The organism is Algibacter ulvanivorans (assembly GCF_048381495.1).
GTDB lineage: Bacteria > Bacteroidota > Bacteroidia > Flavobacteriales > Flavobacteriaceae > Algibacter_B > Algibacter_B ulvanivorans.
On the sequence record NZ_JBLWGD010000006.1, the window covers coordinates 22853 to 38937 of the forward strand.

At 32.8% G+C, this 16085-nt stretch carries 14 protein-coding genes and 1 riboswitch; of the genes, 3 read left to right on the forward strand and 11 right to left on the reverse strand.

The genetic code is table 11. The features are described from left to right. Both ACNG5D_RS13735 and ACNG5D_RS13740 read right to left on the reverse strand, forming a co-directional pair. The gene (locus ACNG5D_RS13735) at positions 1–1146 is read right to left on the reverse strand and encodes a pyridoxal phosphate-dependent aminotransferase (protein WP_418184100.1); all 1146 of its coding nucleotides are present in this window, start codon (positions 1144–1146) and stop codon (positions 1–3) included. Then, a complete protein-coding gene (locus tag ACNG5D_RS13740; RefSeq protein WP_418184101.1) occupies positions 1143–1970 on the reverse strand; it encodes a prephenate dehydratase in 828 nt (275 codons plus the stop codon). Before ACNG5D_RS13740 ends, ACNG5D_RS13735 begins: the two co-directional genes overlap by 4 nt. A gap of 340 nt (positions 1971–2310) precedes the next feature. Here ACNG5D_RS13740 and gldA point away from each other — a divergent pair, with 340 nt between their 5' ends. From gldA to ACNG5D_RS13755, 3 genes are all read left to right on the forward strand, one after another. Then, the gene (gene gldA / locus ACNG5D_RS13745) at positions 2311–3207 is read left to right on the forward strand and encodes a gliding motility-associated ABC transporter ATP-binding subunit GldA (RefSeq protein WP_418184102.1); all 897 of its coding nucleotides are present in this window, start codon (positions 2311–2313) and stop codon (positions 3205–3207) included. 157 nt (positions 3208–3364) lie between these two features. Further along, positions 3365–5455 (forward strand): phosphate acetyltransferase, encoded by a 2091-nt coding sequence (gene pta / locus ACNG5D_RS13750; protein ID WP_418184103.1) that lies wholly within the window; start codon positions 3365–3367, stop codon positions 5453–5455. Between the two features lie 3 nt (positions 5456–5458). Then, on the forward strand, positions 5459–6646 hold the full coding sequence (locus tag ACNG5D_RS13755) for an acetate/propionate family kinase (RefSeq protein ID WP_418184104.1): 1188 nt from the start codon (positions 5459–5461) through the stop codon (positions 6644–6646). Here the strand turns inward: ACNG5D_RS13755 and ACNG5D_RS13760 are convergent. The 9 genes from ACNG5D_RS13760 to epsC form a co-directional block, all read right to left on the reverse strand. Next, positions 6632–7381, reverse strand: a complete 750-nt coding sequence (locus tag ACNG5D_RS13760) for a head GIN domain-containing protein (protein WP_418184105.1) — start codon at positions 7379–7381, stop codon at positions 6632–6634. The genes ACNG5D_RS13755 and ACNG5D_RS13760 overlap by 15 nt on opposite strands. Continuing rightward, the gene (locus ACNG5D_RS13765) at positions 7378–8478 is read right to left on the reverse strand and encodes an acyloxyacyl hydrolase (RefSeq protein ID WP_418184106.1); all 1101 of its coding nucleotides are present in this window, start codon (positions 8476–8478) and stop codon (positions 7378–7380) included. The genes ACNG5D_RS13760 and ACNG5D_RS13765 overlap by 4 nt, the downstream gene beginning before the upstream one ends. Positions 8479–8512: 34 nt before the next feature. Continuing rightward, positions 8513–9469 carry a methylenetetrahydrofolate reductase [NAD(P)H] gene (metF, locus tag ACNG5D_RS13770; RefSeq protein WP_418184107.1) on the reverse strand — a complete coding sequence of 319 codons (957 nt, stop codon included), beginning with the start codon at positions 9467–9469 and terminating at the stop codon, positions 8513–8515. Positions 9470–9571: 102 nt separating this feature from the next. After that, a complete protein-coding gene (locus ACNG5D_RS13775) occupies positions 9572–10009 on the reverse strand; it encodes a hypothetical protein (RefSeq protein ID WP_418184108.1) in 438 nt (145 codons plus the stop codon). Positions 10010–10058: 49 nt separating this feature from the next. Then, the gene (locus ACNG5D_RS13780; RefSeq protein ID WP_418184109.1) at positions 10059–10292 is read right to left on the reverse strand and encodes a hypothetical protein; all 234 of its coding nucleotides are present in this window, start codon (positions 10290–10292) and stop codon (positions 10059–10061) included. A 184-nt stretch (positions 10293–10476) separates the two neighbouring features. Beyond that, the gene (gene metH, locus ACNG5D_RS13785; protein WP_418184110.1) at positions 10477–13152 is read right to left on the reverse strand and encodes a methionine synthase; all 2676 of its coding nucleotides are present in this window, start codon (positions 13150–13152) and stop codon (positions 10477–10479) included. Positions 13153–13170: 18 nt separating this feature from the next. After that, on the reverse strand, positions 13171–14181 hold the full coding sequence (locus ACNG5D_RS13790) for a homocysteine S-methyltransferase family protein (RefSeq protein WP_418184111.1): 1011 nt from the start codon (positions 14179–14181) through the stop codon (positions 13171–13173). A 49-nt stretch (positions 14182–14230) separates the two neighbouring features. After that, a riboswitch (SAM riboswitch) is annotated at positions 14231–14338 on the reverse strand. Positions 14339–14405: 67 nt separating this feature from the next. Beyond that, positions 14406–15296: a cysteine synthase CysM gene (gene cysM, locus ACNG5D_RS13795; RefSeq protein WP_418184112.1), complete on the reverse strand. Its 891-nt coding sequence runs from the start codon at positions 15294–15296 to the stop codon at positions 14406–14408. Further along, complete coding sequence (gene epsC / locus ACNG5D_RS13800) at positions 15280–16023, reverse strand: serine O-acetyltransferase EpsC (RefSeq protein ID WP_418184113.1); 744 nt, start codon at positions 16021–16023, stop codon at positions 15280–15282. The genes cysM and epsC overlap by 17 nt, the downstream gene beginning before the upstream one ends. Positions 16024–16085: the final 62 nt, after the last annotated feature.

Sequence of the window (16085 nt, forward strand, 5' to 3'; positions counted from 1 at the left end):
TTACTTTATTCTTGCAATAGCTTCTTCTAAAACCTCGGTTGATGCACATAAAGAGAACCTAATGTAACCTTCACCTTTGGTTCCAAAAATGGTTCCTGGTGTTATAAAAATATGGTTCTCTTTTAATACTAAATCTATAAATTCTTCGGCTTTTAAATAGGCTGGTAATTTGGCCCATACAAAAAGTCCGGATGTATTTTTATCGTAAGTACAATTTAAAGCATCGGCTAATTTCCATACTAACTGTCTGCGTTCTTGGTACACATTATTTAAGGTTGCAAACCACATATTTGAGCATTTTAAAGCCTCGATAGCGCCTTTTTGTATCCCATAAAACATACCCGAATCCATGTTACTTTTTACTTTAAGGATATTGTTTATATGCTGGCTAGCCCCTACTACCATTCCTACGCGCCAGCCTGCCATATTAAAGGTTTTACTTAAAGAATTTAGCTCTAAACAAACCTCTTTGGCGCCCTCTACACTTAGTATACTTTTTGGCGAATCGTTTAATATAAAACTATATGGGTTATCGTTTACAATTAAAATATTATGACGTTTACCAAAAGCTACCAACTCTTCAAAAACTATTTTACTTGGTTTTGCTCCTGTTGGCATGTGCGGGTAGTTTACCCACATTATTTTTACTTTACTCAAGTCTTGGTTTTCTAACGCTTTAAAATCTGGCATCCAATTGTTAGTCTCATCAAGCTCATAAAGCACTCCTTTAGCGCCTACTAATTTAGTTACCGACTGGTAGGTTGGATATCCAGGATTAGGAATTAATACCTCATCGCCTTCATTTAAGTAAGCCATAGATATATGCATAATACCTTCTTTACTTCCCATTAATGGCAAAATTTCTGTTCCTGGACTTAAATAAACCGAAAATTGAGTTTTATAAAATTTTGAAATTGCATCTCTAAGCTCTGGTAAACCTTGATAGCTTTGATATTTATGTGCTATGGGGTTTTCAAAACTCGCAGAAATTGCAGACAACACCTTTTTTGGTGGTTGCAAATCGGGGCTTCCTATACCTAAATTAATTACAGGCTTACCACTTGCTATAAGCAAGTTTACTTCTCTTAATTTCTTTGAAAAGTAGTATTCCTCTACGGTTTGCAATCTATTTGCTACCTCTATCATAATTTTGCATTTTTATATTCGCCTAATACTTTAAAGCCTTCGGCCATTATTTCAATAATAGATTTTGCTTTATTAAAATCTTCATAATTTTCAAATGTAACATCTACAAAAAAAGCATATTTCCAAGGCGTTTCAACAATAGGTAAAGATTGTATTTTTGTTAAATTAAGCTTACAATCGCTCATTACATTTAAAATGGTAGCCAAACTGCCTCGTTTATGGCTAGCTTCAAATTTTATTGATGCTTTATTAATATGGTTTTTAGAAACCTCAGAATTTGTTCGTTTTACAATTACAAAACGGGTTTCGTTATGCTTAATGGTTTGTATACTATGCGCTAAAACATCTAAATTAAAAATCTTGGCAGCCGTAACACTAGCAATGGCACCAATACCTACTAGCTGTTTTTCTTGTATGCGCTGCGCTACTTCGGCAGTATCTTTATCTTCTACCAACTTGATATGCGGATGCAACTTAAAAAACTCTTTACATTGCAATAATGCCATTGGGTGCGAATACACTTCTTTAATAGCTTCAATTTTTTGATTTGGCAATACCATTAAATTGTGCTGAATATCTAAATAATGTTCGCCTACAATATGTAATCCATATTTATCAATTAAAGCGTAATTTGGTATTATAGATCCTGCTATAGAGTTTTCTAAAGCCATAATTGCGGCATCGCACTCTTTAGTAATTAAAGCATCTACAACCCTATCAAAAGTCATACATTCTATAACATTAACAGAGTTATTAAAAAACTCGCGAGATACAATGTGATGAAACGATCCCTTAACTCCTTGTATGGCTACAGTATTTATCAAAACTTAATTTTTAACTCTATTTATATTAATTTTTATTCAATATCTTAACTGTTAAACAAAAAAAAGTCTCGATTTTCATCGAGACTTATATTTAAATTTATAGTTATAAATTACACATACAACGCCTCGTTCTTTTTGCTAAAAAAGAAATAAAACCAGTTGCTAAAATATGTATAACCTGTTGTCATTGTCATAATTGAGTGGCTAAAGTAATTATTATTTTAAGAAATCAAAATACTATAAAACCTTTTTTTTATTTTTCTGAAAAGTTTTAAAGATTTTATAGTAAATCCTATATTACATTATATAATCATTTATTTTTGAACAAATTATTTTAGATATGTCTATTGAAGTTGAAGGAGTTTTAAAACTATATGGAAACCAAAAAGCACTTAACCATATTTCTTTTAAAGTAGGTAAACCAGAAATTGTTGGTTTTTTAGGGCCAAATGGCGCCGGAAAATCTACTATGATGAAAATTTTAACAACCTACCTTAACACCAATCTAGGCGAAGCTAAAGTTAATGGTTATAGCGTTAATACAAACCCTAAAGCTGTACAACAAAGTGTGGGTTACCTACCAGAACACAACCCTTTATACCTAGAACAATATATTAAAGAATATTTAGCGTTTAATGCAAACATTTATGGTGTAAATAAAAAACGTATTAACGAGGTTATTGAATTAACAGGACTAACCCCCGAGGCGCATAAAAAAATTGGACAACTATCAAAAGGATATCGCCAACGTGTAGGCTTAGCAAATGCCTTATTACACGACCCCGAAGTTTTAATTCTAGACGAACCTACAACAGGACTAGATCCTAACCAATTAGTAGATATTAGAAACCTTATTAAATCTATTGGAAAAACAAAAACCATATTTTTATCTACACACATTATGCAAGAAGTAGAAGCCATGTGCGATCGTGTTATTATTATAAATAAAGGAGAAATTGTAGCCAATAAAAAACTAAAAGACCTTAGAGACGATAAAGAGCAAATAGTAATTGTAGAGTTTGATTACCGTGTAGAAGATGCGTTCTTATTAAAACTCCCTAAAGTAAATAAAGTCGTTAACACCTACGGATTTGTTTACGAAATATCTTTTAAAACCTCTGAAGATATGCGCTCTCACGTTTTTGATTTTGCACACGATAACCAATTAAAAATACTTCAACTTAATCAAAAAAATGCTAGTCTAGAATCTCTATTTAGAGATTTAACTACTAAATAACTCGTACTTATTTTTTTTCGTTTTCATACCTAAGTATGACAAATATCATTATACCCAAATTACTAAGTCTGTAATTTTGTATTTATAACTAACAAACCATTTTTAGCTATTACAAAAAAGCAAAAATTGCATTTGTTACTATATTAAATATAAACTTATGAGCAAAGGAATTTATGTAGCCACTATAGAGCCAAATAGTGGAAAATCGGTAGTTGTACTAGGATTAATGCGTATGCTTTTAGGCAAAACAGCCAAAGTAGGTTACTTTAGACCAATAGTTGAAGACACCAAAACAGGCGAAATGGATAACCACATTAACACCGTGATATCCTATTTTGAAATTGATATTAATTACAAAAACACCTTTGCCTATACCAGAAGCCAAGTATTAGATTTATATAACAAAGGAAAATCTGGCGATGTTATTGACCAAATAATTAAAAAATACAAATACCTTGAAGAGCGTTTTGATTTTGTTTTAGTTGAAGGCACCGACTTTTCGCATGAAAACTCTAGTTTAGAATTAGACATTAACCTACTAATATCAAAAAATTTAGGATTACCAGCAATAATTGTATCGCAAGGCGACGGAAAATCTATTACAGAAATTGTAAATAATGTACAATTAGCGCATGATGCTTTTAAGGAAGAAGTAGATGTTCTTTCTATAATGACAAATAAAATTAACGCAGACGATGTAACAAACTTAAAATCTCTACTAAAAGCAAGAATAAATAACGGAACAGATATTACTGTAATTCCTAAAATTAAAAGTTTAGCAAACCCAACCATTAAAGAAATAACAAAAAAACTTAAAGGCACCATACTATTTGGTGAAGATATGGTTAACAACCAATCAGAAAACTTTAGTGTAGGCGCTATGCAACTACGCAACTATTTAACCCATTTAAAAGAAAACGCCTTAGTTATTACACCTGGCGATCGCGCAGATATTATTCTGGGTGCATTACAAGCCAATATTTCTAAAAACTATCCAAAAATAGCAGGCATTATTTTAACAGGAGGCTTAATTCCTGAAGCTCCTATCTTAAAATTAATTGAAGGCTTGTCTAGCGTAGTTCCAATAATTAGCGTTAAAGATGGTACTTTTTTTGTAACCAATACCATAGGTAAAATTAAATCAAGAATTTATGCCGAAAATATTGAGAAAATTGAAACCTCGATAGCAACCTTCGAAAAACATGTAGAAACAAAAAAACTGTCTGAAGACTTAATTACTTTTCAGTCCGATATTTTTACACCTCGAATGTTTCAATACAACTTATTACAGCGCGCTTTAAAACACAAAAAACACATTGTACTTCCCGAAGGTTACGATGAACGCGTTTTACGTGCTGCAGCAAGATTAATTGATGCCCGCGTTGTTAATTTAACATTAATTGGTGAAAAAGAAAAAATTCAAGAACAACTAATTAAATACGATATTCCTTTAAATATTGAAGATATTAATATTATTTACCCACAAAAATCTTCCTATTTTAAAAATTATGTAAACACTTTTTACGAACTAAGAAAACACAAAAATGTAAATTTAGATATGGCTAAAGATGCCATGTCCGATGTATCGTATTTTGCAACCATGATGATTTATAAAGGCCATGCCGATGGTATGGTATCTGGAGCTGTACATACCACCGCCCACACCCTTCGCCCTGCATTACAATTTATAAAAACAAAACCCAACGTAAACATTGTATCGTCTGTGTTTTTTATGTGTTTAGAAGACCGTATTTCTATTTTTGGCGATTGCGCTATAAACCCAAACCCAAATGCATCGCAGTTGGCCGAAATTGCTATTTCATCAGCAAAAACAGCTAAAAATTTTGGTATCGAACCTAAAGTAGCCATGCTTTCTTATTCTTCTGGTGCTTCGGGCAAAGGTGAAGATGTTGAGCGTGTTAGAAAAGCTACAGAAATAGCAAAAACAAAAGAACCAAATATAAAAATAGAAGGTCCTATTCAATATGATGCTGCTGTTGATATGCGAATTGGCAAAAGCAAACTACCAAATTCTGAAGTTGCAGGACAAGCTAGCGTGTTAATTTTTCCAGATCTAAATACAGGAAACAACACCTACAAAGCAGTACAACGAGAAACTGGAGCTTTAGCCATTGGTCCCATGCTACAAGGTCTTAACAAACCTGTTAACGATTTAAGTCGTGGCTGTACAGCAGACGATATTTATAGCACCGTAATAATAACCGCCATTCAAGCACAAGACCTTTAATATATGCAAGTACTCGTTTTAAATTCTGGAAGCTCTTCTTTAAAGTTTCAATTATTTTTAATGCCTAAAAAAACCATTTTATGCTATGGATTAATTGAGCGTATTGGATTAGATGATGCGTTATTTAAATTTAATACCGATAAAGATAAAATTGAAATAACACAAGCCATACCAAATCATAAAGTTGGATTAGAATTATTATTAAAACAATTATTACACAGTAAAACAGGTATTATTAAATCTACTGATGCTATAAATATAGTAGGACATCGTGTAGTACATGGTGGCAAATATTTTACAGCTACAACCCAAATTACAACAAAAGTAAAAGAAAAAATTAATGCCCTTTCTAGTTTAGCGCCATTACACAATCCTGCAAATTTAGAAGGTATTAAAGTTGCCGAAGCTATTTTTCCGCATGCCAAACAAGTGGCAGTTTTCGATACGGCTTTCCATCAAACCATTCCAGAGTATGCTTATAAATATGCTATTCCTAATAAATATGCAGACCAACACAATATTCGTTTATATGGCTTTCATGGCACTAGCCACAAATTTGTTTCGCAAAAAGCAATAAACTATTTAGGAAAAAAAGATTCTAAAATTATAACCATTCACCTAGGAAATGGTTGTAGCATGACCGCTGTTAAAAACGGCAAAAGTATAGACCACACATTAGGCTTTTCTCCTGTTAACGGGCTTATTATGGGCACGCGCTCTGGCGATATAGACCAATCTATTATATTTCATTTAGCTAAAAAATTTAATTATAGCTTAGATGATATTAACACTTTACTACAAAAAAAAAGTGGTATGCTAGGTTTAACAGGTTTTAGCGATTTAAGAGATATTCAATTTGAAGCTGAAAAAGGAAACAAATCATGCCTATTAGCTTTACAAATGAATGCTTATCGTATAAAAAAATACATAGGTAGTTATGCTGCTATTTTAAATGGTTTAGATGCTATTGTATTTACCGCCGGTATTGGCGAAAACTCGGCAGAAATACGACGTCGGGTTTGCAAAAACATGGATTACTTAGGTATTAATCTTGACATTAAAAAAAACCAAACACGAACAAACAAGCTAACCGTTATTAGTAAAACCGATTCGAAAGTAAAAATAATAGTAATTCCTACTAATGAAGAATTAGAAATAGCAAAACAATCTGTAGCATTATTCAAAAATTAATTGCCCTCTATACACAGTTTCAACATTAACAATTGGAGGTGTATGTACAGCAATTACATTTCCAATTCCAGAAATTTCGCCTGTAATTTCTTGCTGCGGATTAACAATCATATCGTTAGAACCTCGGTTAAAAACCATAACTTTTTGAGCCATTAAATCTCTACCTTCAAACCTTGGTGTTCCTGCCGCAAAGGTTATACTTAAATTATTGGTTTTACCAGAAACGTAACAAACCGATAAGTTATTAAATGTTAACTTTAAATTGGTATTATCTATTTGCAAATTAAAATCGCCTACATTAAATGCCCCGGGTGCTCCAAAATCTTCAGACAAAAGGGTTAAATTTGGGTATGTTAAAACACCATTAGAACTAATAGTATATTGTGTAGAACTTCTTATCTCTGTAATATTTGGAGCAGAAACATATACTTTTGTTATACCATAGTCTCTAACATAATTACAGGTATTATTATCGGTTAATGTTAATCTTCCATCTGTAACTTTAGCTACAACATCATCCATTAAGTTTTTACCTGTTTCAATTAATACACGATGTTCTGCACTTTCGGTAATAACCAACTCTATATCTCTATTTACCCATATTTTATTAAAACTAGAAATGGCAACTTCTTGCTGTATAATATCTCCTGCTTTTTGAAAACAATTACCCGCATTTTCACTATCGCAAGATGTTATTATAAACCCTATAATTAATATGTAAACTATTTTTTTCATAATCTTACACCAATACCAAATTCGACTCCTTCTGCTTTAGCACCATGAGATTTTAGTGTTAATGCTCCAAACCATTTTTTTGCAAAATATCGTTTTAACCCTATTCTTACATAAACACGACCTTCAAAATCAAAAGGATAATACACATAATAGCCTAATTGCGTAATTAACGATGTTTTATTTACAAACAATTCGTGTCCTGCAAAAATACCTACACGTTTATGGTCTTCATTGCCGGAAAGACCATCATTAGGAAAAGCAACGCTTCTGTAATAAATAAGTTCTTTTAAAAAATTTGAAAAAAACACGTCTGTTCCTAAATGTAAAGCACTTTTTTTATTTATGCGTTTATCGGCGTAAGCAGAAACAACATACATAGCATATTGGCCACTACCAACAATATCGCTTTCGTTAATACCCGTTCTAAATGCTAAATTATACTTTATAGGCTCAGAAAAATCTTGGTCTTCTTTTAAATTTATAGTGTGTTGGTATTCCAAATCTTCTCGATCTAAACTATACGTTAAGCCAAGATTAAACGTAATAGAATTTGTACCATTGTTTGGCGATTTTACATTAGCATTAGAATAATGAATTAACGAAAAACCTCCTTGCAAGCCAAACCTATCTATTATACGTTCCTTTTTATAATTTAGCATAACGTAGGTGCTACTGCCAAATTTAGAACCAAAAGCCACGTTTTTAAAATTAGTTTCCTTATCATAAGGGTTAGTATTATAAGCCATACCTTGCCCAATGCGGAACATTAAATTTCTATTAAAAAAATAAAAATTATAATGCGCATAAAGCGAATAATTATTGCCTAAAACAGGATTTTTCATGTCTTGGTAAGCAAACGAAACACCATAATCTGGATAATTAAAACGTTGCTCCCATGCTTTAAAACCATAGGTTTTTTTATTCCAACTTAAAATAACACCTTCTGGGTGCCCTTTTATTAGGTGTAAAATTTCGTTATTGTGTAATGCTATATTTCCTTTAAAATAATTGACATCAAAATACGATGTATGCGTCTTATCTTGAGCAAAAGAAAAGCTAAATATTACAAAAAAAACACAAAAAAATATGTGGCGCATAAATAGGTTTTATGCTGCAAAAGTAAGTTAATTATTAAAACAAAGCCGAAGCTATAGCTTTAATATTATCACTTTTACCCATAGAATAATAATGTAGTACAGGTACACCAGCTTTTCTAAGTTCTTCAGATTGTTTAATAGCCCACTCTATACCAACTTGCCTAACAGCTTTGTTATCCTTACAATTTTCTACCTCTGTAATTAACGCTTCTGGCAAATCAATTTTAAAAACTTGAGGCAATAACTGTAAATGTCTTTTTACAGCAATAGGTTTAATACCAGGTATAATAGGCACATTAATACCTGCTTTTTTAGCAGCATCAACAAACTTAAAATACTTATCGTTATCAAAAAACATTTGAGTTACCACGTAATCTGCTCCAGCATCAACTTTTTCTTTAAGGCGTCTTAAGTCGGTTTGTAACGATGGGGCTTCCATGTGCTTTTCAGGGTAACCAGCAACTCCAATACAAAAATCGGATTTATGCTCTGTTTCAATAACATCGTGTAAATATTTACCTGTGTTTAAGTTCTGAATTTGTGTAACCAATTCGGTAGCAAATTTATGTCCACCTTTAGCGGCTTCAAAATATTTTTCATGGCTCATAGCATCGCCACGTAAAGCCATTACATTTTGTATGCCTAAGTAATGGCAATCTACAAGCACATACTCTGTTTCTTCTTTTGTAAAACCACCACACAACACGTGCGGAATAGCATCAACATTATATTTATGTTGTATAGAGGCACAAATACCAACCGTTCCTGGGCGCATACGCGTTATCTTCCTATCTAAAAGCCCATCGCCTTTATCAATATAAATATACTCCTCTCGAGAGGTTGTTACATCAATAAATGGTGGATTAAACTCCATTAACGGATCTATATTATTGTATAATTCTTGAATATTTCTACCTTTTTGAGGCGGAATAATTTCAAACGAAAACAATGTTTTCCCGTTTGCCTTTTCTATGTGTTCTGTTACTTTCATTTATTCTTTTTTGCTATTTTCACACTAGTGAAAACTCCTTCTATTTTATATTAAACCTAAAATCTATAAGGTTTTGGCATTATTTTATTTCTACTAGTTTTTTTAAATTGAATTTATGTTTCTAGAAATAAGATATTTTATTAATCTATCTTTTTTCTTAGAATTCTTTCCGAAATCAATAAGGTTATTAAAATCTATTTTAACAATTTTATTATTTGTTAGGAATATTTTTAAGCTATCGGAACCACGACCTGTAAGCAACTTCCAATTTTTAATTTCTGAAATAGCAATTATTTGATTTTCTCTTTTAGTAAATAATGGCCTTATTTTCCATTTGGTAATAAGCAAATCTTCTTTACTTTTAAACTCTATAATTAAAGTACCGGTAAATATTAAAAGCAAAATAATAGTACAAATAAGATGAAAAATTAAAGCCATAGTATACTGGTTACTTACATTAATAAGGTTTATTAAAAATGCTTCTGCTGGAAGCAAAATTAAAATTGCTAAAACAAAAGGAATAACAGATAATGTTTTCACTTCAATTATATTATTTTTTGTTTTCACCTTAATTAATTATTATAGTGAGTTACACCAAAGCTTTTTTTACATCATCATAATGTTCTTTATACTCCCAGTAAATCCATCTACCGTCGGCATAATCGGTTAAAACATACTTATCGCTTACCGATTTAATTCTAGAAATAGGCACTATTTTTTTAGAAAATGTATCTGAATTTACATGTTGTAAAATTTCTTTATTTTTATTATCGTACCCATGCGATATAATATAACTCCCTAAAGTTAATTCTATAAATTTCATATTGCTTTTTTATACAAAATAAGCCACTATAAATGCAGAAACGGCCAATATTAAAAGCTGAATAAAGAACAGTACTTCTGTTTTAATTTTTTTCATTTTAATAATTTTCTGCAAAATTCTTATTTCTATTATTTTAATTTGTTATTTCAAATAAAACAAATTGTTAACTTATTAATTACTACATTTATTCTTCTGCTAGTGTTGGGTGCAACCATTTTCTGGCTTTCTGCTTTGTTATGCCTTTTCGGCTAGCATAGTCTGTTACCTGATCGTCTGTTATTTTACCTAAACCAAAATACTTAGCCTCTGGGTTAGCAAAGTAATAACCCGATACTGCTGCTGCTGGCCACATGGCTAAGCTTTCTGTTAATTTAACACCAATTAGTTTTTCAACCTCTAATAATTGCCAAATGGTTTCTTTTTCTAAATGGTCTGGGCATGCTGGATACCCCGGAGCTGGACGTATACCTTTATAGTTTTCTTTTATTAAATCGTCGTTGGTTAAATCTTCGTTTACTGCATATCCCCAATGCTTGGTTCGTATTTGTTTATGTAAATACTCGGCAAAGGCTTCGGCAAACCTATCGGCTATGGCTTGTGCCATAATGGCGTTATAATCATCTTGTTTTTCTTTGTAACTATCTGCTAGTTCTTGCGCACCAAAAATACCCACACAAAAGGCGCCTATATAATCGGTTTTGCCTGTTTCTTTTGGTGCTATAAAATCTGCTAGCGCATGGTTTGGTACACCTTCTCGTTTACTTAATTGTTGGCGTAAGGTTCTAAACACAGCTATTTCTTTTCCTTTTTTCTGTACAGAAATATCATCGTTATTAATTGTGTTTGCCTCAAACAACCCAAATACAGCTTTAGGTTTTAAAAGTTGTTTTGCTATAATTTCTTTTATCATAACCTGAGCTTCATTGTACATAATTGTAGCTTGCTCGCCAACCACTTTATCGGTTAAAATATCTGGAAATTTACCATGTAAATCCCAGCTTCTAAAAAACGGACTCCAGTCTATAAATGGTACTAATTCTTTTAAGCTTAATTGTTTTAAAATTTGTACGCCTAATTCGTTAGGTTTTATAATTTCAGAAGTTTCCCAATTTATGTTATATTTTCTATTTCTGGCTTCTTCTATTGAGATGTATGTTTTTTGTTTTCCGCGTTTTAAAAACTTGGTTCTAAATTCATCATAATCTGCTTTTAATTTGGCTACATAAGCGTTTGATGATTTTTTGTTTAATAAATCTCCCACTACGGTTACCGCTCTAGATGCATCATTTACATGAACTACTGCATTTTTATATTGTGTATCTATTTTTACAGCTGTGTGTGCTTTTGATGTTGTTGCGCCTCCAATTAACAATGGTATTTCGAAGTTTTCGCGCTGCATTTCCTTAGCTAAATACACCATTTCGTCTAACGATGGTGTTATTAATCCAGATAGCCCAATAGCATCAACACGCTCGTTTATTGCTGTTTCAATAATTTTTTCGGGTGGTACCATAACCCCTAAATCGACAATTTCGTAATTATTACAAGCTAATACTACACTTACAATATTTTTACCAATATCGTGCACATCGCCTTTTACAGTTGCCATTAATATTTTACCTACGGGTTCTGCGTCTTCTGTTTTTTCGGCTTCAATAAAAGGGTTTAAATATCCTACTGCTTTTTTCATAACACGAGCAGATTTAACGACTTGTGGCAAGAACATTTTACCAGCCCCAAACAAATCGCCAACTACATTCATCCCAATCATTAAATGACCTTCAATAACTTCTATTGGTTTTTTGGCTTCTTGTCTGGCTTGTTCTATGTCTTCTAAAATAAAAGCATCGATACCTTTTACAAGGGCATGCGTTATTCTGTCTTGCAACGGGTTTTCTCGCCATGATAAATCTACCGTTTTCTCTGTTTTTTTGCCTTTAACAGTTTCGGCAAATTCTAATAATCTTTCGGTAGCATCGTCTCGTCTGTCTAAAATAACATCTTCTACGTGTTCTAATAAATCTTTTGGAATATCATCATAAACCTCTAACATAGCTGGGTTTACAATACCCATATTCATGCCAGATTGGATGGCGTAATATAAAAACACCGAGTGCATGGCTTCGCGAACAGGGTTGTTACCTCTAAATGAAAAGGATACGTTACTAACACCACCGCTAACCGAAACATTTTCTAGGTTTTCTCGAACCCATTTTGTAGCTTTAATAAAATCGATAGCATTTTTTCGGTGTTCTTCCATACCTGTAGCTACAGGAAATATGTTTAAATCGAATATAATATCTTCGGATGGGAAACCTACTTTGTTTACCAAAACATCGTAAGATCGTTTTGCTATTTCAATTCTACGTTCGTAATTATCTGCTTGCCCAACCTCATCAAAAGCCATTACAATTACGGCTGCTCCATAGCGTTTTATTTGTTTGGCTTCCCAAATAAATTTTTCTTCGCCTTCTTTAAGCGATATCGAGTTAACAACACATTTTCCTTGTACAACTTGAAGCCCTGCTTCGATTATATCCCATTTAGAGCTATCTATCATGATAGGTACACGACATATATCGGGTTCGGCTGCAATAAGATTTAAAAAGCGAACCATGGCTTCTTTACCATCAATTAAGCCATCATCAAAATTAATGTCGATAATTTGTGCGCCACCATCTACTTGATGTCTTGCTATATCTAGCGCTTCATCAAATTTTTCTTCTTTAATTAGTCGAAGAAATTTTCGTGAACCTGCTACATTAGTTCGTTCTCCTACATTTATAAAATTGCTATTCTCGTTTAAAACCAAAGGTTCTAAACCAGACAATTTCATGTATTTTGTTTGTTTCACTTTCATCTACATTCAACAATTTTATTACGATGCCGAAATTGTTTCGGCATAACGACGAGGTTCGTATTTTGCTGCAATATCTGCTATTACTTTTATATGTTCAGGAGTTGTCCCGCAACAGCCCCCTACAATATTCATTAAGTTCTTTTTTAAATACTCTTCTATTTGAGCACCCATTTCCTCGGGTGTTTCATCATACTCCCCAAAGGCATTTGGTAATCCTGCATTAGGATGTGCAGAAATAGCAAAATCTGTTTTATTGGCAATAGCTTCTAAATGCGGTTGTAACAAATTAGCACCTAAAGCACAATTAAACCCAACTGAAAGTAACGGAATATGCGATACCGAAATTAAAAAAGCTTCGGCTGTTTGACCTGATAATGTTCTACCTGAAGCATCTGTAATGGTTCCGCTTAACATAACTGGCACCTCTATATTTCTTTCCTCTTTAACTTCTTCAATTGCAAATAATGCTGCTTTGGCATTTAAGGTATCAAACACGGTTTCTACCAATAACAAGTCTGAACCGCCATCTATTAAAGCTTCTACTTGCTGTTTATAAGCAATACGCAACTCATTAAAAGTAACGGCTCTAAAACCAGGGTCGTTAACATCTGGCGACATGCTTGCTGTACGGTTTGTTGGCCCAATAGACCCTGCTACAAAACGTGGTTTATGTGGTTCTTTTGCTGTAAACTTATTTGCAACTTCTTTAGCTATTTTTGCCGATTGATAATTTAACTCGTAAACCAAATCTTCCATTTGATAATCTGCCATAGCAATGGTAGTTCCAGAAAAAGTATTGGTTTCTACAATATCTGCTCCTGCCTCGAAATATTTTGCATGAATGATTTTTATAGCTTCTGGCTGTGTAATAGATAACAAATCGTTATTACCCTGTAATGGTGTTGGATAATCTTTAAAGCGCTCGCCTCTAAAATCTTCTTCAGTAAATTTATAAGCTTGTAACATGGTGCCCATAGCGCCATCTAAAACTAAAATTCGTTCTTTTAATGCTTGTTGTATACTTGACATTTGATATTTATTATCTACATGTCATCAAGAAAAGCTAAGGATTTACTTTTCGTTATCTTTCTAATATTTCTATTAGTAGAATTTAGCACCTTCTTTAAAAGTTAAAGGGTTGCCAAGGCTTCAACGGGTCTAATCCCTCTACCTTTCTTGATAACATTAGTACGTTTATGAACTATTTCGCTTTCGCGGAATTTTAAGTTACAAAAATACTAACTATATTTTTGTTATTCAAACAAAGAGGAAGATAAATATCTATCTCCTCTGTCGCAAATTACAGCTACAATAACACCTTCTGTAATTTGCTCTGCAATGGTTAATGCACAAAACACAGACCCGCCGCTACTCATTCCTGCAAAAACACCTTCTTGTTTAGCTAAATTAATGGTTGTGGTTTTGGCATCTTCTTCAGAAACATCTACAACTATATCGACTTTTTTAGGATCGAAAAACTTAGGTACATAATCTGGCGACCATTTTCTAATTCCTGGAATTCTTGCTCCGTCGGCTGGTTGTGCGCCTACAATGGTTATGTTTTTATTTTTTTCTTTTAAATATGTAGATGTTCCTGTTATGGTTCCTGTGGTGCCCATGGCAGAAACAAAATGTGTTATTTTTCCGTTGGTTGCTTCCCAAATTTCGGGACCTGTTGTTTTATAATGGGCTTTCCAATTGTCATGGTTTTCAAATTGATTTAACAAAGTATACCCTTTTTCATCTCTAAGTTTAAAGGCTAAATCTCGTGAGCCTTCTATACCAACATCGGCAGGTGTTAAAATAACTTCGGCGCCATAGGCACGCATGGTTTTAACACGCTCTTCTGTTGAGTTTTCGGGCATAATTAACACCATATTTAACCCTAAAAGTTTCGATATAAATGCTAAGGCTATTCCTGTGTTTCCGCTTGTAGCTTCTACTAAAGTACCTCCTTTTTTTATATCGCCTCGTTTTAAAGCTTCATTAATCATGTTAAAAGCCGGCCTATCTTTAACGCTTCCGCCGGGATTATTACCTTCTAACTTAAGAAACAATCGGACGTTTTTTTTAGATATAAGATGCGTAGCTTCTACTAAAGGCGTATTGCCTATTTGACCAATAATACTATTTTTGAATTCCATTTTTTCTTGGTCTTATTTTAATTTCTGTTTGATAGGTTACTAACGAATTTTCTGGAACACTTTCTGTTATCCAAACATTAGCTCCTATTATACTATTTGCTCCTATTACAATATCGCCTCCTAAAATCGTAGCATTTGCATAGATACAAACATTATCTGCTATAGTTGGGTGGCGTTTTGTAGATGCCAAATTTTTAGAAACAGATATACCTCCTAAAGTTACTCCTTGATAAATTTTAACATGGTTGCCTATAACAGAGGTTTCGCCTATTACAATTCCTGTGCCGTGGTCTATATAAAAAGAATCACCAATGGTTGCGCCTGGATGAATATCGACCCCTGTAATGCCATGAATATATTCACTCATCATTCGTGGTAAAATGTAAACTCCTAATTTATGAAGGGCATGGCTTAACCTATAAATTGAAATGGCATAAAAACCTGGATATGCCATATAAATTTCGGCTAAACTGTGCGAAGCTGGATCGTTACTCTCAAAAGCAATAGCATCTAAATCTAGTTTTTTTCTAATATCGGGCAATTGAGTTTTAAAAGTTGCCCAAATATTATTGGCATTTTTTATGTCTAGTTTAGCTAAAATTTTAAGAAACGTTTTTTCTAAATAATCGCCATGAGCCTCTTCTTGTTCACAATCAAATAAAGAATAAAACAATCTTTTTGTAAATGTTTTTGCGGTATCTTTAAGGCAAACGTTATAACTTATCATTTTGTTAAATATGAAATCCTACAAGGCTTTTAACCTTGCAGGATTGTAAATTTATAGTTTAA

Coding starts and splice junctions, on each gene's coding strand:
- metH (WP_418184110.1), bottom strand. CDS start 13,152: ATGAAAGTGAAACAAACAAAATACATGAAATTGTCTGGTTTAGAACCT.
- ACNG5D_RS13780 (WP_418184109.1), bottom strand. CDS start 10,292: ATGAAATTTATAGAATTAACTTTAGGGAGTTATATTATATCGCATGGG.
- metF (WP_418184107.1), bottom strand. CDS start 9,469: ATGAAAGTAACAGAACACATAGAAAAGGCAAACGGGAAAACATTGTTT.
- epsC (WP_418184113.1), bottom strand. CDS start 16,023: ATGATAAGTTATAACGTTTGCCTTAAAGATACCGCAAAAACATTTACA.
- ACNG5D_RS13790 (WP_418184111.1), bottom strand. CDS start 14,181: ATGTCAAGTATACAACAAGCATTAAAAGAACGAATTTTAGTTTTAGAT.
- gldA (WP_418184102.1), top strand. CDS start 2,311: ATGTCTATTGAAGTTGAAGGAGTTTTAAAACTATATGGAAACCAAAAA.
- ACNG5D_RS13735 (WP_418184100.1), bottom strand. CDS start 1,146: ATGATAGAGGTAGCAAATAGATTGCAAACCGTAGAGGAATACTACTTT.
- pta (WP_418184103.1), top strand. CDS start 3,365: ATGAGCAAAGGAATTTATGTAGCCACTATAGAGCCAAATAGTGGAAAA.
- ACNG5D_RS13765 (WP_418184106.1), bottom strand. CDS start 8,478: ATGCGCCACATATTTTTTTGTGTTTTTTTTGTAATATTTAGCTTTTCT.
- ACNG5D_RS13755 (WP_418184104.1), top strand. CDS start 5,459: ATGCAAGTACTCGTTTTAAATTCTGGAAGCTCTTCTTTAAAGTTTCAA.
- ACNG5D_RS13760 (WP_418184105.1), bottom strand. CDS start 7,381: ATGAAAAAAATAGTTTACATATTAATTATAGGGTTTATAATAACATCT.
- cysM (WP_418184112.1), bottom strand. CDS start 15,296: ATGGAATTCAAAAATAGTATTATTGGTCAAATAGGCAATACGCCTTTA.